Source organism: Secundilactobacillus collinoides DSM 20515 = JCM 1123 (assembly GCF_001435975.1).
Taxonomy (GTDB): domain Bacteria; phylum Bacillota; class Bacilli; order Lactobacillales; family Lactobacillaceae; genus Secundilactobacillus; species Secundilactobacillus collinoides.
Genome location: NZ_AYYR01000112.1, coordinates 10,685 through 29,519 on the forward strand (window position 1 = coordinate 10,685; position 18,835 = coordinate 29,519).

The window sequence follows — 18,835 nt, forward strand, 5'->3', positions numbered from 1 at the left end:
TCCGCCCTCTAACCGCCTTGCTCCACTCTCTACTCCCTAAAATCCTTCTCATACTCCTCACTGACAATCTTATACATATTCTCAGCTTCCTGCTTCTTCGTTGTATCCAGCAGCTGCATGACCTGAACCGTCAGCGTCTTATTACCGAATTTAATGACCAGTTCGTCATCCGGCACCACATCCGTTGATGATTTTGCCACCCGGCCGTTCACCGTGATCCGGCCCTCATCAGCAATTTCTTTTGCTACCGTCCGTCGCTTAATAATTCGTGATACCTTTAAAAATTTATCTAATCGCATGTTGTTCCTCCGTTATTTTGAAAAGAATCGCAGCCACTTATCCGCCATTGGCAGCATCAGCCACTCGCGCAGGGTCAATAACCGCCAGCGAAGTGCCATGCTGACGAAGAAAATGACGCCCGTCGCGACACCAATGCCGCTGATCAGTAATGCGCCCAACCGTGACATCATCAGGGCTGGACCAAAAAATGCATGTAATAACCCAATTAAAATTCTAAGTCCGACAACCATCAGTATACATAACCCAACAAGTTTACCAACTAAATTTCCCTGATAAACTTCAAGGTGCAATGATCTTAATTCACGCGTCAGCATGTACGTCATTACTGCTAGAGCAATGACCGTTGCCCAACTGGCACCGGCGGCACCCATAAACACGACGCTTCGTTCTGTAATCACCAGCTTCACGAGTACCCCGACAGCAAGCCCTACTAGGGTGCCCCGAAACGCGTTCAGGCTTTGTAAAATACTATTATAAATCATGATCAGTGTGGCAAACACGATACTCAGCATGTACACAGAGAGCATCGTGTTTCCCTGCCGGTCACCGAACAGAAAAAAGTTGATTTCCGGCATCAACGCAATCAAGCCGGCCGTGGCAGCCGCCGCGATAACCAAACTGATTCGAACCATTTGTTTAGCCAACCGGCGAAACTGCTGTTGGCGATTATGACTAAGTGCTTCAGTCAAGGACGGCAACAGTGACGATGCAAATGATGTCGCCACCACTAGTCCCAATTGTACCAGGGGCTGGCCCCGGTCATAAATACCTTTGAGCGCCTTGGCCTGCTCATCAAATAAGCCGTGCATCACCAGACCGCGTTTGACCGTAAATGAATCAACCAGCTGCATCAGCACCATCATGGAAGCAAATAAACTGATCGTACCGCCTTCAATTAGGAGCCGTTTGGCCAATGTGCCATACTGGTAGGCCGGTTGAGCAAGTGGACGTCGCCAAAAAGTAACTTGGTACCGGCTCACGAACCACACCATGACCGTGGAGGCAAACACCGCTGCAATCGCCGCACTGCTCATCGCCCAGGTACCCATTCGGTAAACGTCCCAGTGATGGCGCATCGCCCAGTAGGCCACCATCAGAATCACAGCGACTCGAATCGTTTGTTCGACCAGCTGGGAACTGGCAGAGGGCCGCATATCGTATTCCCCCTGAAAATACCCTCTGCTGACAGAGAGAAACGGTGAGAATAGGAACATCCAGCTGACCGCCTGAATGATGGGTCGCAAACGCCCGTCCCCCATTGCAAACGCAATTTGGCCAGCGAACCCCTGCAGACCAAAGAAAACAATCAGCGAAAAGCCGACCATCAGCACGAATACCTGATGCAGCACGGCTAGTTTTTCTGCTTGACTCTTTGATTCGGCTACCAATTTAGAAATAAACATCGGCAAACCGCTTAGCGCAAAGGTCATACCAATGCCATATATGGGATAAATTTGCTGGTAGACATAAAATCCGGTGTTCCCGACCATGTTCTGAAATGGAACACGGTAAACAGCACTTAATATTTTAGCTATCAGCGAAGCAACGGACAATAGAATTGCCCCCTGCATGATTGTCCGCATATTTTTCTCTTTCATAACTCACCTATTCAGCGACACTGGACGCTGCCATTTCACTTAACGCTTTGACAAACGATGTCACCTCATTCAGCCAATCGGGTGCAGCCATCTTCGGTTGAATGACTAAGCCCACGATCAGGTGCTCATCTTGCAAGTTCACCGTTGCCTTCAGCTTGGTCTTAGCGAGCGCTTTGAACACAGACTCGCCGCTAAATTCATCCGTGCCCTTCACACTAAACGTCACCGTAATAATATCTTTCTTACGGTGCATTTTGTCGATCAGGGCTTCATCTGCCTGAACCTTCAGCTGGCTAACCGCCAACAGGTTCGCAACTTCGGCTGGATATTCACCAAATCGGTCAATCAAATCATCCTGAACTTCAGTCAGGTCATCCTTTGTTTCGATTTGACGAATACGTTTGTACATTTCAATTTTTTGCTGTTGGTCTTCAATATAGGTATCCGGCAGGTAGGCTTCCAAACCAAGTTCCACAGTCGCATCCGTTTTCGTCCGTTGCTCTTTGCCCTGTTTCTTGGCCACTGCGTCCCCTAACATCTGTGAGTACAAATCGTACCCCACAGAGTCAATGAACCCGTGTTGTTGTTTACCCAGCAGATTCCCAGCACCACGAATGGACAGATCACGCATGGCAATCTTAAATCCTGAACCTAGTTCGGTAAAATCTTTGATGGCTTCCAACCGTTTTTCACTCACTTCAGTCAGCACCTTGTTCGGCTGGTACATGAAGTAGGCGTAGGCCACGCGGTTGCTTCGACCGATTCGGCCCCGCAGCTGATATAGCTGGGGCAATCCCATATGATCCGCGTTTTCCACAAACATTGTGTTCACGTTGGGAATGTCGATTCCAGTCTCAATAATGGTCGTTGTAACCAGCACATCGTAATCACCGCGAATGAAGTCGTAGAGGATTCCCTCCAACTGAGCTTCAGTCATCTGCCCATGGATGTAAGCAACTTCAGCCTCCGGTACCATCGCCTTGATCTGACTAACCGTCTCTTCGATGTCACCAACGCGGTTATGCAGGAAGAAGACCTGCCCGCCTCGTTGCATTTCACGTCGAATGCCGTCTTGAATCGCGCCGGCATTTTGTTCCATTACATACGTTTGAATCGGGAACCGGTTGGCTGGCGGCGTTTCGATCACGGATAAGTCGCGCACACCCAGCATGGACATGTGTAACGTCCGTGGAATCGGAGTCGCCGTCAACGTCAAAACATCCACGTTTGATTTTAATTGTTTCAAACGTTCCTTATGCTTCACACCAAACCGTTGCTCCTCATCAACGAGCAGCAGGCCTAAGTCTTTAAACCCGATGTCCTTCGATAATAGACGGTGGGTCCCAACAACGATGTCAATCGACCCATCCTTTAGTCCCGCCACAGTCTCGTGGACTTCCTTTGTAGTCTGGAACCGTGACAGGATAGCAACCGTGACCGGAAATCCTTCAAACCGGGTCGTCATCGTGTCGTAATGCTGCTGTGCAAGGATAGTTGTTGGTACTAAGAAGGCCACTTGTTTGCCCGCTTCGATCGCCTTAAAGGCTGCCCGAAGCGCCACTTCAGTCTTCCCGTAACCCACGTCACCGACTAACAGTCTATCCATGGGTTTGCCCTTTTCCATATCATGCTTAATTTCATCAATGCTGCGCAATTGATCGGGGGTTTCCGAATAAGGAAAATCATCATCAAACTGCTGCTGATATGAATCATCATGCGGGAAGGCGTATCCTTTTTCAGATTCACGCTGGGCGTATAGTTCAACCAGCTCATCCGCGATGTCCTCGATTTTCGCAGCAACCTTCTTCTTGGTCTTTGCCCAATCAGAACCGCCAAGCTTGTTGATTCGCGGCGTTTTATCTTCCGAAGAAACGTATTTTTGAATCAGATTCAACTGGCTTACAGGGATAAACAGCTTCGCGCCGTTCTGGTACGAAATGGTCATATAATCCTGATGCACACCGTCTACTTCAAGTGTTTGCATCCCTTCAAACCGGCCGATCCCATGGTTCACGTGAACCACGTAATCACCCGGTTTCAAATCGGTATAACTCTTTAAGCGCTCAGCATTGGCCAGAGTTTGCCGTCTACGGTGATGTTTAGTGACCTGTTTGAACATTTCAGCTTCTGTGATGACAACCAGTTTGGCCTCGGGTAATTCGAAACCATTCTGGAACTGACCGGGCGCCAACTGAACCAGTCCCGGCTGCAGATCACTCGCCTTCGTCATCACCGTTTTGATCTTAAAATCATCAAGTGTGGCTGAGACTTTGTTGAGACGTTCCTCATCGTTGATCAAAAGCACAACCGTTTGCTTCAAAGACTGCCAGCGTTCGATTTCCTGTTTAAGTAATGGCAGCTGGCCAAAGAATTGCTGCATGCTTCTTGTTTGAATCTCAACCAACTGACTGAAACGCATGTTGCCCATGCCCTTTTGAAAAAGCGCAAAAAACAGTTCGGCATGCTTATCCTTTTTTAGGACAGTCGCAAATGGCAGCCCAAACTGTTGGTCCGCAAATATCTGGTGATCTTTAAGTTTATCAACCGCCCAGTTTGCTTCATCAAGTTCCAGCTGTTTATTTGATTCTCGGACGCGCGGATAATCGTCCACTAATACCATACCGTCATCGCCCAGATAATCCAGCAGCGACACATCACCAAAGAGGTAGTCGCCAAACAGGCGTAATTCTGCTGAAACACCACCCTTTTTCAGATCATCTACTAAGGGGGTGACAAAGTTGTTCAACTGGTCAGCATCCGCTTCATCAAGTTTCTTCATTTGCGCTTGCAGCGCAGCGGTCAAGCGTTTAGCCGCTGCCTCCCGCTGCTCCGAGTTTAAGAGCAGATCCGTGACAGGCAAAATCGTCACGGTATCGATGTTGTTCACGCTGCGTTGCGTGCTGGCGTCAAAGTATCGCAGAGAATCAATTTCGGTATCAAATAGATCTACCCGTACTGGATATTCAGTATCCAGCGGATAAATGTCAATGATCGACCCACGAACGGCAAAATCGCCGGGCGCATCCACCAACTTTTGACGGTGGTATCCCATCCGTTGCAGGTGCGCGATAACCCCTTCCGGATCAATATCATCACCTGTTTTCAGCGTAAATCGCGCTGTATCGAACGCCGTTGGTTCTGGTAATTGCCGCCGAAGTCCAGCAACCGAGGTAACCACCACGACCGGTTTATCGGCTCGAAGGGCGCTTAGTGCTAAAATTCTTTGGGCTAAAAAATCTGGTGAACTCGTGGCAATCTCAGCTGCTAATAATTCTTCCACCGGAAATTCGAACAATTCATCATCCGTTAAACTGCTGCTAAGTTCGGCTACCAGCTGATCGGCGTGATACATTGTATCAGTGACGAAGATCATGGGTTTGCCCTGGGCATGCAATAGGGTCTGAATCAAGAGCGCGCGAGCGGACCCCGTAATCCCCGTAACAAGCTGTCGAGTATTAGGTGCCAGTTGCGATGCCAATTGCTGATACTCTGGCATTTTCTCGATAAATTCAGTTAATTGCACGATAATTCCCCCTTTCTTGCTGCGAACCGTGTTATGTCAAAACTACGTGAGAACGCCCACGGTTGTTTTATTTCTATCATATTAATTATAGCGATTCATAAGATCTGTCATCGAAACATTGTCGATCCAGTCAAAAAGCGCCGCAACAGCGTGGTCCGCAGCGTTGTCAAAATCGATTTGCTGATCCGGCGTAAATTTACCTAAGACGTAATTAACGACGTTGGCCTTGGATGGATGCGCAATACCGACCTTAATTCGATCGAATTCACTGGTCCCAAGACTGGCAATAATACTCTTAATGCCATTATGGCCCCCAGCAGATCCTTTCGCCCGTAACCGAATACGGCCAATCGTCATGTCCATATCATCTTGAACGATGATAATATCTGACGTTTCGATTTTATAAAAATGGGCCAGCGCACCGACAGCTCGACCAGATTCATTCATAAACGTTTCCGGTTCTACCAGCAGGATCTTTTCACCATTTACGATTCCGCTAGCGAGTTTGGCTTCCATTTTGCGCGTGGAAAAGTTCAAGCCCGCCTTCGCGGCAAACCGTTCAACGACCATAAAACCGGTGTTGTGGCGTGTGCCTTGATACTGCGGTCCAATATTTCCAAGTCCAACAATCATTTTCATGTTGCGTTTCGCTCCTTATTAAAACAATCTAATTTGATTAAAACATGCAAAATAGCTGGACGGTAGTCTTGACCGTTCAGCATAACGTTTTCTTACACTTTAGTATTCTTCTGTTTAACCAAAATAGTATAGCATACGCGAAGAAGAAATGCATGAATGGGGGCTAGAGAGTGGTGCAAGCCGGTTAAGAAGCGAAGTCCCTTATGCAGTCCCCTTGTCTTGCGAAACACGTCTCTTCTATGTAAAAAAACAAGCACGTTGCAACCTTTACAAAATCAAATAATCCAGAAAAAATTCAGGCCTGACTTTTTGCCCAGAGTTGCTTCTCCATTAGCCCTGTCATATAAACCCTCATAGCAAAAAACGCAAGCGCAAAAAGAGAACAGAAACGCAGTTGACGACTAAATGACTCCTCATCGGTTGATCCACGAATCTCTTGAAACTTATTGAAGCACGTTAAAAGCCATGCAACAAACCGTCACTAACACGTTCAGTTCACACACCTCATGATGCGTTGGTTATTGATTACACAGTAACAGCACCGCAAAGCCCTAAGCAATTTTCCAAAACTGCAGTGCACTCACAGGAAATCCGCATTCCTGACTTGCCTGCTATGAAGCTGATGCTGACGCACTGCGTGTCAATCTGACAAATACACCAACGAAGTGCAATGGTGATCTTAACCCAGACTGATCAACTCAAAAGAGTGCAATTTTTTTAAAAAGGGCATAACACCTCAATCTAAACAAATCGAAGTAAGCAACCCAATCTATATTGATTGCCAAAAAAATTCCAGAATTAAGTTAGTAAATTTTACCCTGTTTCGAGAAAAAATTACTAGTCAAAATCAACCAATATGTCATTAAAGACCGGTATACCGTCATTTCAGTGACTTCATAATTAAGATTGCAACTATTTCACAATCTTTGCTAACCAAAAAGAAGTTAAAAACCCTTTAAATTCAAGCGTTTTTAGTGGATAAAGCGCTTTCATTTGTGATATTATATCTTCAATTGCTAATGCAATAAATCTAGAATTGAGGTGGATGATATGTCCAAACATCATCAAAAAGTTGTTTTAGTCGGTGACGGTGCCGTTGGTTCTGCTTATGCGTTTGCTATGATGCAGCAAGGCTTAGCTGAAGAACTCGTGATCGTTGATGTCATCAAGGAACGAACCGTTGGGGACGCCCTTGACTTAGAGGATGCCCAAGTTTTCACCGCACCAAAACAAATTTACTCTGGTGATTATAGCGATGCAAAGGATGCTGACCTAGTTGTCATCACAGCGGGTGCGCCGCAAAAGCCTGGCGAAACTCGGTTAGATTTAGTGAATAAAAACCTTAAAATTTTGTCTTCGATCGTTCAACCAATTGTAGACTCCGGCTTTGACGGCATCTTCGTGGTCGCCGCCAATCCAGTTGATATTTTGACGTACGCAACTTGGAAGTTCTCTGGCTTCCCTAAGAACAAAGTGATTGGCTCTGGGACCTCACTCGACTCGTCTCGATTACGAGTGGCCTTAGGTAATAAATTGGAACTCGACCCACGCAGCATCGAAGCCTACATCTTGGGCGAACATGGTGATACTGAATTTGCTGCCTATGATGAAGCAACCGTTGGCGGTGTACCGCTAAAGACCTACGCTCACAACAAAGGTGTAACCGATGATGAATTGGCCGATATTGAAGATAAGGTCAGAAATAAAGCCTACGAAATCATCAACCGGAAAGGCGCAACTTACTATGGTGTTGCAACTTCACTGATGCGGATCACGCGAGCCATTTTCCGTGACGAAAATGCGATTCTCCCTGTTGGGGCTTCATTGGAGGGTGAATACGGTTTGGATGACATCTTTATCGGGACGCCAGCCATTATCAACGCTTCTGGTTTAGCCGGTGTCGTTGAAATCCCATTAAGCGATGATGAAAAGGCCAAGATGGCCAACTCTGCTAAAACATTAAAACAAGTTACCAAAGACGGGTTAGCCGCACTTCAAGGTTAATTTCGTCCCACTCTTGAACGACAATGTGATTGCTGCAAATAGCAGTCCGCATTGTCGTTTTTTTGTATTAGTAATGTTCAATGGTTTATATTCGTTTTTTAGACTAATCGTTGTCATATATATCCCCCTAAAAGACCGTTTAAAGTCCATTATAGTCACGATTTGTTGCACACATGTTGATTATTGATAATATCAAGTTTATGGTATGAAAACAATTGTGTTTTGATGTCTTTTGCTGTACTCTTTTACTATGATTAAAGGAGGAGAACACCATGAAACACACGAAGCGATGGCTCTTCACTGGAATTGCAGTGATCGCAATTGCGGGGTTAGGCTACGTGGCACGGGCCAATCATTTCCAGACACATTTTTTAAACAACACCGAAATAGACGGCATCAATGTGGGTGGCCAAACAGCTGGCGCAGCCGCAGAGACGATTAATGTAAAACTTAGTCATCAGGTGTACACGGTGACTGATCAGTCAAAGATCTTGACAACGTTCACGGCAAAAGAAATTGGCATCACACCATACACCGCAAACCAAATCAAACAACTCATCAGCAATCAAAATGCCTATGCATGGCCTGCCCACATGACGCGTGCATCCGCAAATAGTCATCGTTTGGGACTTAAGGCCATCAACAAAGCTAAGTTGAGCGCCGTATCAAATCGGGTTGTGCGCCTTGCCAACAACGCAAAGCGAACCCCTACCCGGAACGCCAAACTTGTTTATAACAACCAATCATTTGTCATTAAGAGACAGGTCTATGGCCAGCAGGTCAATCGGGACAGTGTCAAACAAAGTGTCACAAATGCTGTCGCAAATCATCAAAGTCAGATCGACTTGAAAACTGCCTATATCAAGCCAACGATTTTGCAAAGCAATGCATCACTAAAAAAAGCCAGACAAACAGCTATCAAACTTAGTACAAATAAGATCACTTACACGCTCGCCAATCACTCAGTCACAATTCCTGAATCAGAAATTGCCAGCTGGCTGACCACGAAAAATGCACGCATATCGGTCAGCAAAAAGGCCGTTGAATCATACCTGACCAAACTAAGCTACAAGTATGGCACGATTCATAAGACACGCCATTTTAAAACTTATAGTGGTGCCTACGTGAACGTTCCTGCCGGGCTTTATGGTTGGCACATCAAGGTCACTGCCGAAACCCCAAGGCTTAGTAAATTTGTTTTAGCAGGCAAACCGGTCACGCGAACCCCCGTCCTTCAAGGAACGGGCTATCACAAGAATGGACAAGATATCGGCACAACCTACGTTGAAGTTTCAAAGTCAAGCCAGCACATGTGGGTTCACAAGAATGGTAACGTCATTATTTCAACGGACGTGGTCACGGGAAAACCGCCGAGAGGGACGACCCCATCTGGTGTGTACGTTGTTTGGAGCAAGCAACGTAACGCAACGTTGCGCGGCCAAAATGACGATGGCAGCGACTATGCATCGCCAGTCAGTTACTGGATGCCGGTGGATGCAACGGGTGTTGGGATTCACGATTCACCTTGGCAACCGCAATACGGTGGGACTTGGTACGTTAGTCACGGTTCTCATGGTTGTGTGAACACCCCGCCATCAGTGATGGCTAAGGTATATGCAAACGTGCCGCTGAAGACCCCCGTTATTATCTATTAACATGTTTAAAAATCCTGTCCTTTTTTCGCTAGCGACAGGATTTTTTAGCACCACTGGCAATTTATTTGAAGAAATGAAAAGTTCTTCTTAAAAAGCCACCTTGTCTCACGAACCCCCTTGTTTTGTGTTATGATATTGTTAGTTTATTAGAGAGTTCTAATTTTTAGGAGGTTACACCCTATGCTGTTGAAATCCTTGGTCAAACCAAAAGAACGCCTTGTTACCGTACAAGAAAACGTGACTTTGGAAGAAGCGCTAAAGGTTTTAGAAGATTCAGGTTACCGTTGTGTGCCCATTTTGGACGAAACAGGTACGATTTTCCGCGGTAACATTTATAAAATGCACATTTATCGGCATAAATCACGGGGCGGCGATATGCAATTGCCCGTGACCACCCTACTGAAAAACGCAACGAAGTTCATCACCGTTAACGCGGCCTTCTTCAACGTGTTCTTCTCCATTAAAGATTTACCCTACATCGCCGTTTTGGATGCCAACAACAAATTCTATGGCATCTTGACACATACCCGGTTGATGGATATGCTGTCACAATCTTGGAACGTCAACATTGGTTCGTACGTCCTGACCGTTGTTTCTCCTGGCGACCGCGGCGACTTGGCTAGCGTTGCTAAAATCATTACCAAGTATACAAACATTGCCAGTGTCATCAGTCTTGATGCACAAGAAGGCGAGCTTGTTCACCGAATCATGTTTACACTTCCTGAAGATGTGGATAAAGATAAGTTGGATCGTATCGTAAAGGCATTGGAACGCAAAGAATTCCGTGTCCCTGAGATTGAAGATCTCCGAAAAGAAATGTAATTTTATAATGCGTAATAAAAAACAGCACGTGTGGAACCCTGACGAGTCCTGCACGTGCTGTTTGTATTGCCGGTAAATCGTGGTCCAATAACTTAGTTCTGCTATTATTGGTTTCAAATACACCAACCTTACATTGCTGAAACGATCTGAAATCTTTAACCGGTTGCGCTACTCTCTAAACAATTTTGCAGACCCAGAGACGTTTTCTCAGCAATGCCCACATTGCCGAAACGAGCGCCAAAAAGCGGTTAAGGAGCTGAACCTAAGTTCAACTCCTTAACCGCTTTTTTCCACTCTCTAAGATATGTACTAAGCACGCTTGCGTTTCTTAGGTTCCGCCTTTTTATTCAGGCCGATGCTGACTTCTAATGCCTTATCTACCTGCACCATTGTAGCATCGTCCAAATGTGCGACGTGGTCCTTCAAGCGTTGCTTATCAATCGTTCTGATCTGTTCTAATAAAATTACTGAATCTTTTTCGATTCCCGTGTGGTGAGCCTTAATGCCGATATGAGTCGGCATTTTGGGCTTTGAAATCCGCGCGGTTATCGCCGCTACAATCACTGTTGGACTGTAATGGTTCCCGATGTTATTTTGGACAATTAACACGGGCCGAATCCCGCCCTGCTCTGAACCAACCACCGGTGATAAATCCGCGTAGAAAATATCCCCACGCTTAATATCGCTGTTTGTTGCCATCTTCTACCATCCCCTCATAACCGCCTAACGCGTTGATAGTCAATCGGCTGGGTACAGCTGAGCGACTTCGTTTTCACAGGGTAAGTATTCCCGAACGATCTCCTCATTAAGCGTGCCCATTTCCTGGTAGCCAGCAATCAGTGCCTCAATCGTCGCAATCTGGTGCGGCCACAACTGAACGCTGATGACTGCTGACAATGACGCAATGAGCTGTTGATGTTGATGATGACTGACAGACCGTAACACTTGGTGCCCGGCCATCGTTGCTGCTGGATGTACAATGTAGTGCTTCATGATTAGACCTCTATTAGACTGTTACTATTTCAAACATTTTACCATGAAACACGATAACTTTACAGCAATACTAAGCTAAATTCACACTAATTGTCTGAATTCTTGTAAACTCTTTGGATTCTTTCAGTAAATCCGCACGCGATTTCATAGTGAATAGTGCCGCAATAATCGGCAACGTCCTGCAATGTGATTTCGGCACCATGGTCTTTACCAACAAGGGTGACAGTTGTCCCCTCGGCAAATTCATGCGGCAACCGAATCATTAATTGATCCATGCAGATCCGCCCGATAATTTCACAAATTTGACCATCAACCAAAACATGGAACCCTTGTAAACGCCGTTCGTATCCGTCAGCGTAACCAATCGGCAGGGTACCGACCCACTCATCCTGTTTTGCCGTATAGGTCGCCCCGTAGCTGACAGACCGACCGGCTTTGAGCTGTTTAACAAAGACCAGTTCACTGGTTAAACTCATGGCTGGTTTCAACGTAAATGGTTCCTTCAGCTCTGTGCCAGAAGGATTGAGACCGTAAGCCGCCACACCAAACCGGATCATATTACCATTGCACGCGTCATGCCACAAACTAGTCGCTGAATTAGAAACGTGAACATAGCGCGGTTTCTTATCCAAAACGGCCATGAACGCTTGCCAGCGGTCAACTTGTTGATGAAAGTAATCTGTATCGGCTGCGTCGGCGGTTGAAAAGTGCGTAAAGATCCCGTCAAAACTAATTTGTTCACTTTGCGCCAACGTGTCAACCGCAACTTTTAAATCAGCTGGTTGCTGGAAACCGATCCGCCCCATCCCAGTGTCAAGACCAAGGTGAACTGAAAGCGGTTGTTTTTCATCACTAGCCGTCAATACACGTTTTGCGGCCTGCAACCAATCAAGTGTGCCAACCGTTGCTGAAACGTGATATTCAGCCATTAAAGCGGCATATTTAGGTGCTGTGATCCCCAGAACTAAAATCGGTTGGTTAAACCCGGCGTGCCGTAACTGAAGCGCCTCATCTAAAATGGCCACGCAAAAGCCGGTTGCTCCTGCTTCAACCGCCGTTTGTGCAACCTGCAAGATCCCGTGACCGTAACCATTAGCCTTAACCACCATAAACAGGTCGGTGTTCGGTTTTAAGCGGGCCTTTTCCGTCGCAATATTGTCATAGAGTGCTTGCCGGTCGATAACCAACCGGGTTGGACGATGGATACCAATTGTCATTAATCAAGATCTCCTTCTAAAAGAACTTCGGTCATTACAAGTTCGCTAGTGTGTGAAATTGACACAAAGGCCTTACCGTTAAAAGGCTGGCGGTGAAAAGCGGGTTTCCCAGACGCATCATCCAGAATCTCAAGGTCCTGAAACGAGACCGCCTTGCCGATACCCGTACCAAAAGCCTTGCTGAACGCTTCCTTTGCTGACCAGCGACCAGCCAAAAATTCGGCTGCCCGCTTATCTGAGAGCGTTTGATAGACAGCTGCCTCGGCCGGCGTCAAAACTTTATTAATAAAAGAATCTTGATCCGCCACGGCCCGCAATCGACCGATCTCTTCAATATCCACGCCAATTCCGTATATCACGATGGGTTCACCTCACTTTGCTATAATTTGTTGACCTTTTCAATAATGTTTTTATTTTACCATACATTAATTTGGACAACTTCCCGGGAGCGGAAAGTTAACATGAATCTTTTTCAGCCTAACATGACGAACTTTCGCCCACCCAGTGAACAATGTGACGCTAATGAGACAAGGTTGATTTTTGAGACAACGTTCTGTTAAGCACGAATTTTGGTGGGCTCGACTGACATTTTACTGGAAAACTGGTGTGACACAGAAATGTCATTGTGTGATTCGTTTTTACAGTTCTGAATCCCGTCGATAAGCGCAATTTATTTTTAATCTAAACGTTGTGCAGAAACCTTTTCAACGTTGTTTTGCTTTAGTAATCGATGTTTCAGTCAATCTCCGATCAAATAAAATTTTTCGAATTTATTATTGTGCCCTTCCCCGAGACAACAAAAAAAGCCCAGACCATAAGTCTGAGCTTCTGCAGCAAAGAACCAGGGTCTAGTCCTTGTTCTTCCGAATGGTAAATCCGTGTTTGCTGCTACCATTTGATTTGTTGTTATTACGACGATCGTTATGGTGGTCGCTGTGACGGTCTTTGTTACTTGAGTAACGGTGATGACTGTCACTGTTCTTGCCATTGTAACGACGGTTGCCTGAACGACCGTGGTTGTTACCGCCACGACCGCCACCACGGTGATAATTACCACCGTTGCCGCCATGTTTGTGACGAGGTAATGGCCGTTCTGGTGTGATCTTAACTGGCACTTGACTGGAATCATCCTTGGTCAAGTCATTCAGTAAAGCAGCGACTAAGTCAACGGCTTCGTATTGATCCAACAACTGAGAAGCAATTTTTTCATACTTTTCAGTGTCGGTTTTGTCAACCAAGTTCTTAACCGTTTCCTGAGCATTGCTCAACTGACCCACGAAGGCTTCTTCTTCCGAAGGCGGCTTCAATGGCAGCATTCGCACCTTGGTCAATTTTTCGATTTCACGCAGGTAATCCATTTCGTTAGGGGTCACGAAGGTCAAGGAGACACCATGGTGTCCGGCACGACCGGTACGACCCACACGGTGAACATAACTGTCCGGATCCTGTGGAATATCGTAGTTGTAAACGTGGGTAACGTCAGCAACGTCGATCCCACGAGCAGCAACGTCAGTGGCAACTAAAATATCAAGTTGCCCATGCTTAAACTGGTTCAAAACCTGCATCCGGCGCTTTTGGGTTAAATCACCATGAATTCCGGCTGCGTTGTACCCACGGGCTTCAAGGCCACGCGAGATTTCATCTACCCGGCGCTTTGTCCGAGTAAAGACAATGGTCAGATCAGGTGATTGGACGTCAAACAACCGGGTCATAACGTCAAACTTTTCGTAATCTTTAGCGCGAACATAGTACTGATCAATTAAGTCAGTCGTTAATTCCTTGGCCTTGATCTTAACGTGCTGTGGGTCGTGCATGAATTGCACACCGACCCGTTTGATTTCAGGCGGCATTGTGGCTGAGAACAACAGCGTTTGTCGTTGTTCAGGCAATGCCTTAATGATTGATTCAATATCATCTAAGAAACCCATGTTTAACATTTCGTCGGCTTCATCCAACACAAGGGTTTGAACGTGATCCAGTTTAATCGTGTGACGGTTCATGTGGTCCAATAAACGACCAGGTGTCCCAACGATAACTTGTGGATGGTTCTTCAAACTGTTGATTTGGCGACGAATATCGGCACCACCATAAACAACTTGAACCTTGGCGTGTTCTTCTTTACCGAGTTGATAAATTTGTTCCTGAGTTTGGATAGCTAATTCACGTGTAGGTGAAACAACTAAGGCTTGGACATTGGGGTTGTCGCGGTCAATGTGTTGTAAAATCGGCAGTGCAAAGGCGGCAGTTTTACCGGTACCGGTTTGGGCCTGCCCAATCACATCCTTACCATCAAGCACCATGGGGATGGTTTCTGCTTGAATTGGGGTTGCTTCTTCATAGCCGTTTCTTTCAACAGCTTTCAACAAACTTTTTGATAACCCAAGTTCTGAAAACTTCAAATAATTTTCCTCCTAATAGGTGTAACAAGGCACGGCACTATAAGAAATCCGTCTTCTGATGCGTACCGTCCTCGTTGTTGCAGCGTCTCTTGCAAAAAAACATAACTAAAATATAATACATCACCCGATTAAAATAAGCAACTAATCTTTTTCAATTAGTTGCCGTCGCATTTAGTCAGCTGTTCTGAGGCTTGCCAGAACGGTCTCCAAATGGATACCGTGGCTCCCCTTAATTAAAATGGCGTCCTTAGCAGTTAACGTTGCTAAGAGATCCGCCGACAAGGTGCCGAGTTCGTCAACTTGATAAAAGTGTAACTGTTCGGCATCAAAGTTCTTTTCCAATTGGTCATAGAGGGCGTGCATGTGCGGTCCGACGAGATACACCCCGGCTACAAGCGTTGGGTCAAAGGCACTGCTTAACCCTGCATGCAAAGCGTCGGACTGCTCACCCAGCTCAAGCATGTCACCCAACACGACCAGCCGCCGACCGTCAACAGGGGTCTTTGTAAAAGCAGCCATAACCTCTTTAACAGCGGTCGGATTCGAATTATAAACGTCACTCAAAATTTTTTCACCCTGACTGCCCGTCACCCATTCGGCCCGGTTACGGGTCAAATCAAGGTTCAGCAAAGCGGCCGTGGCCTTTTCCGGTGCGATGCGGTACGTCTTGGCTACGCAAAGTGCCGCCAGGGCGTTGTTAACATTGTAGTCACCAATCATTGGTACATCAAAAGTTGTGTCCGGCCATAAATTCGTTGTAAACGTGGTGTTCACGGGTGTTGGCGTCATCGCGGTCTCGTTGACGTCATCCTCAGCGGAATGGCCAAAGGTCAATTGCCGTTGCGAAACAGTTTGGGCGCGTTCCTGCAATAACGGCTCATCACCGTCATAAATAAACAAGCCATCGTCCTTTAATCCGTTGACGATTTCCATCTTAGCATCCGCAATCTTGTCACGAGTTCCAAAGAATTCAATGTGTGCTTCACCGATCATGGTAATAATGGCAATATCAGGAGCCACTAACCGGCTCAGAAAATCAAGTTGACCTGGCCGATCCATACCCATTTCAACAACCAGCATTTCGGTGTTCGGTTCCATTGACAGAATTGTGATTGGTACACCAATTTCGTTGTTGAAATTGTCTTGTGTTTTGGTGACGTTAAACTGCGTTGCTAAGATTGAAGCCACCATATCCTTGGTAGTCGTTTTCCCGTTCGAACCAGTAATGGCAACCACTCGCGGATTAATTTTTAAGAGATAGTGCTTACTCAAAGCCTGTAATGCCTTAAGCGCATCATCCACGACAATCACTGGGATATCAGTTGGCACATCACCATGATCTGCTTGCCAGAATGTAGCCGCCGCACCATTTTCGATTGCCTTGTCGATAAACGTATGACCGTCACGTTCACCCACTAGCGGCACAAATAGCGCCCCAGGTTTAAGTTCCCGGCTATCAAAAGCCACACTTGAGATTTCAACTGTTTGCCAAGCCGAAATATCGTTTTGTGCTGAAACAGTCTTAGCAATCTCAGAAAGTTGCATTTTCATTATGATAAACTCCTAATTTTGATTTCATCAATCTCGTTCATTAACACTGCGCCAACTATTATACCACGTCTCAGTCATCTGGTTTGTTCAGAAAGAGACGGTCGTCCAGGACATTGATTCATTCCGACATCAAATTTTCGCGTTTTTTCCATCTAATGATTGCTATAAATCAGCCTCATTTTCGATAAACGGCTGCTTATCTATGATATCGAGTTCCCAATGCTTTTGGTCAACATCGTAAATCAACGTGGCTACGCGGCGGGCAGTGGCGTAAACATCTTCTTGTTCATGCCACCAATTTTGACGTTCCGGGTGTTCCTGAACTAGTAATGGAATCAAATAATGTCGTTTACGCTCAATGGTTTGGTCAAAAGCAAAGATGACACCCTCACTAAATACTGCCATCAGCTGGTTAAAGACATCACTTGGCACATCACTCACAGAAAAAGGCCGGTTGAAAACGACCCATCGACTGCTATGAAGCAACCGCAAATGGCGCTTCAATGAAATATCAAGGATATGGTTAAAAGTCCGCAGATTCCGATAATAAATCTTCTGGAAATCTTCGGGCGTCGTCAAAAAAGCATAGTCATTGCGCAATTTTGAATACAACGGCAAATGAAAATGCGTCATCATATGGGCCATGTAGAGCAACTCTGCAATCTCACTTGGCATCAAAAGATCCAAGTCGTCAGCCTCATGGTAGTCCAGCCACATCTTAGGTCCGTTCGCTTTCCCAATTAAGAACTCCCGGACGCTATTTTGACCAGTCACCGTTTGAAAACGGGTATGCCCGTTCACCTGAGTGCCCTCATTCACACCATCGATCAGTACAATTCTCTGTGGTACATTGGGGATTCCGTTCACGAAATCAGCAGCCGTAATCCCGTAAGAAATCACCAGATTGTTGACCTGCTCCCAATTAATGTAAATAAAATTACCTCGCATCACTTTTACTCACACTCTCTAACGTATTAAACATCTTAATTGTACTACGAAATGGTGGGAAAAGAATTAGGTAAATGCAAGAGAGTGGAAGAAAGCGGTTAGAGACCAGAATGTAAGGGCAGATAGCGGGAAATCCCGAATTTGGATTTGTCGCTATCTGCCCTTACATGGCCGGTCTCGCTTTCTGTAACTCGTTTCGACTATGTAATTGGGAAGCACAAAATGAAATCGGGTCTTTGCAGAATTTGAAATAACTCAGAGAGTGGAAGAAAGCGGTTAGAGACCAGAATGTAAGGGCAGATAGCGGGAAATCCCGAATTTGGATTTGTCGCTATCTGCCCTTACATGGCCGGTCTCTGCTTTCTGTAACTCGTTTCGACTAGATAATTGGGGAGCACTAAATAAACCCAAAAAATCGTCATTGGTGGTATAAAAAGTCTAATATCATCCAGTAAAACATTCGCAGTTAGGAGTTACTCTAATTGTGCTCGCCCAATCTGAAGTGTGCACAATAGTCTCACTGTGACGAATCAGCTATCCAAAGTACAGGCCAGCAGTTCACTTGACGAATCTCCCGACATTCCCTACTATGTTGTTAATATCAGCATCGCGAAAGGAAAATCACAATGACCAACGTTTTATTTGTTTGTCTGGGAAACATTTGTCGTTCCCCAATGGCAGAAGCGCTCTTTAAAAAACTCGTTGCCGACCGCGGACTAAACGACCAATTCAGCATTGAGTCTCGCGCAACAAGCAGCGAAGAACAGGGCAACCCACCGCATCCTGGGGCTCGTAAAACAATGAAAGCCCACGGCCTATCGTATGCCGGCATGCACTCTGAACCCATTTCAGCGGCTGGCTTTGATTGGGCTGACTACATTATCACTATGGATTCGCAAAACATGTTTAATTTGCAACGAATGGCACCATCACAAGCCGACCGAGACAAAATTCATCTTTGCATGGATATTCTGCCCGACCATACTGGCGAAGAGATTCCCGATCCATGGTATACCCACCGATTCGAATCAACTTACCAAGCACTTGCCAGTACGCTTCCCAAGTGGCTCACAGCATTTCAAACGCACGCTGTATGATTCTGAGCCGGAGTTAAGATTATCTAATCACTCTAAATAGTCAAAAAAAAGGATCTAAGCACCTCCCAGCTTGTATAGTCTAAACCTGT

At 45.9% G+C, this 18,835-nt stretch carries 15 protein-coding genes; 4 read left to right on the forward strand and 11 right to left on the reverse strand.

Annotated features, from left to right (window positions below):
* Window positions 1-29: 29 nt before the first annotated feature.
* The 4 genes from FC82_RS14340 to pth form a co-directional block, all read right to left on the reverse strand.
* Window positions 30-299: an RNA-binding S4 domain-containing protein gene (locus tag FC82_RS14340; protein ID WP_054760656.1), complete on the reverse strand. Its 270-nt coding sequence runs from the start codon at window positions 297-299 to the stop codon at window positions 30-32.
* 12 nt (window positions 300-311) lie between these two features.
* A complete protein-coding gene (locus FC82_RS14345) occupies window positions 312-1,898 on the reverse strand; it encodes a putative polysaccharide biosynthesis protein (protein ID WP_056997348.1) in 1,587 nt (528 codons plus the stop codon).
* Between the two features lie 7 nt (window positions 1,899-1,905).
* Window positions 1,906-5,421: a transcription-repair coupling factor gene (gene mfd, locus FC82_RS14350; RefSeq protein ID WP_412778476.1), complete on the reverse strand. Its 3,516-nt coding sequence runs from the start codon at window positions 5,419-5,421 to the stop codon at window positions 1,906-1,908.
* Window positions 5,422-5,502: 81 nt separating this feature from the next.
* Window positions 5,503-6,060 (reverse strand): aminoacyl-tRNA hydrolase, encoded by a 558-nt coding sequence (gene pth / locus FC82_RS14355; RefSeq protein ID WP_054760657.1) that lies wholly within the window; start codon window positions 6,058-6,060, stop codon window positions 5,503-5,505.
* 1,050 nt (window positions 6,061-7,110) lie between these two features.
* Between pth and FC82_RS14360 the strand changes: the two genes are divergently transcribed.
* The 3 genes from FC82_RS14360 (at window position 7,111) to cbpA (ending at window position 10,541) form a co-directional block, all read left to right on the forward strand.
* Window positions 7,111-8,064, forward strand: a complete 954-nt coding sequence (locus tag FC82_RS14360) for an L-lactate dehydrogenase (protein ID WP_054760660.1) — start codon at window positions 7,111-7,113, stop codon at window positions 8,062-8,064.
* A gap of 272 nt (window positions 8,065-8,336) precedes the next feature.
* A complete protein-coding gene (locus FC82_RS14365; protein ID WP_056997349.1) occupies window positions 8,337-9,719 on the forward strand; it encodes a L,D-transpeptidase family protein in 1,383 nt (460 codons plus the stop codon).
* Between the two features lie 180 nt (window positions 9,720-9,899).
* Complete coding sequence (cbpA, locus tag FC82_RS14370) at window positions 9,900-10,541, forward strand: cyclic di-AMP binding protein CbpA (RefSeq protein WP_054760666.1); 642 nt, start codon at window positions 9,900-9,902, stop codon at window positions 10,539-10,541.
* A gap of 309 nt (window positions 10,542-10,850) precedes the next feature.
* Here cbpA and FC82_RS14375 read toward each other — a convergent pair whose 3' ends face one another.
* The 7 genes from FC82_RS14375 to FC82_RS14405 form a co-directional block, all read right to left on the reverse strand.
* Window positions 10,851-11,240 carry a type II toxin-antitoxin system PemK/MazF family toxin gene (locus FC82_RS14375; RefSeq protein WP_054711186.1) on the reverse strand — a complete coding sequence of 130 codons (390 nt, stop codon included), beginning with the start codon at window positions 11,238-11,240 and terminating at the stop codon, window positions 10,851-10,853.
* 39 nt (window positions 11,241-11,279) lie between these two features.
* Window positions 11,280-11,534 carry a hypothetical protein gene (locus tag FC82_RS14380; protein WP_054760668.1) on the reverse strand — a complete coding sequence of 85 codons (255 nt, stop codon included), beginning with the start codon at window positions 11,532-11,534 and terminating at the stop codon, window positions 11,280-11,282.
* 86 nt (window positions 11,535-11,620) lie between these two features.
* Window positions 11,621-12,751 carry an alanine racemase gene (gene alr, locus FC82_RS14385; RefSeq protein WP_054760670.1) on the reverse strand — a complete coding sequence of 377 codons (1,131 nt, stop codon included), beginning with the start codon at window positions 12,749-12,751 and terminating at the stop codon, window positions 11,621-11,623.
* The gene (gene acpS, locus FC82_RS14390; RefSeq protein ID WP_054760671.1) at window positions 12,751-13,110 is read right to left on the reverse strand and encodes a holo-ACP synthase; all 360 of its coding nucleotides are present in this window, start codon (window positions 13,108-13,110) and stop codon (window positions 12,751-12,753) included. Before acpS ends, alr begins: the two co-directional genes overlap by 1 nt.
* Before the next feature lie 489 nt (window positions 13,111-13,599).
* Entirely contained in the window at window positions 13,600-15,150 is a 1,551-nt protein-coding gene (gene cshA / locus FC82_RS14395; protein ID WP_054760673.1) for a degradosome RNA helicase CshA, read from the reverse strand.
* Between the two features lie 171 nt (window positions 15,151-15,321).
* Complete coding sequence (locus FC82_RS14400; RefSeq protein ID WP_056997350.1) at window positions 15,322-16,701, reverse strand: UDP-N-acetylmuramoyl-tripeptide--D-alanyl-D-alanine ligase; 1,380 nt, start codon at window positions 16,699-16,701, stop codon at window positions 15,322-15,324.
* Window positions 16,702-16,863: 162 nt separating this feature from the next.
* Window positions 16,864-17,649, reverse strand: coding sequence for a hypothetical protein (locus FC82_RS14405; RefSeq protein WP_056997351.1), 786 nt, complete (start codon window positions 17,647-17,649; stop codon window positions 16,864-16,866).
* Window positions 17,650-18,275: 626 nt separating this feature from the next.
* On the opposite strand from FC82_RS14405, the gene FC82_RS14410 reads away from it, so the two are divergent.
* Complete coding sequence (locus tag FC82_RS14410) at window positions 18,276-18,746, forward strand: low molecular weight protein-tyrosine-phosphatase (protein WP_056997352.1); 471 nt, start codon at window positions 18,276-18,278, stop codon at window positions 18,744-18,746.
* Window positions 18,747-18,835 lie beyond the last annotated feature (89 nt).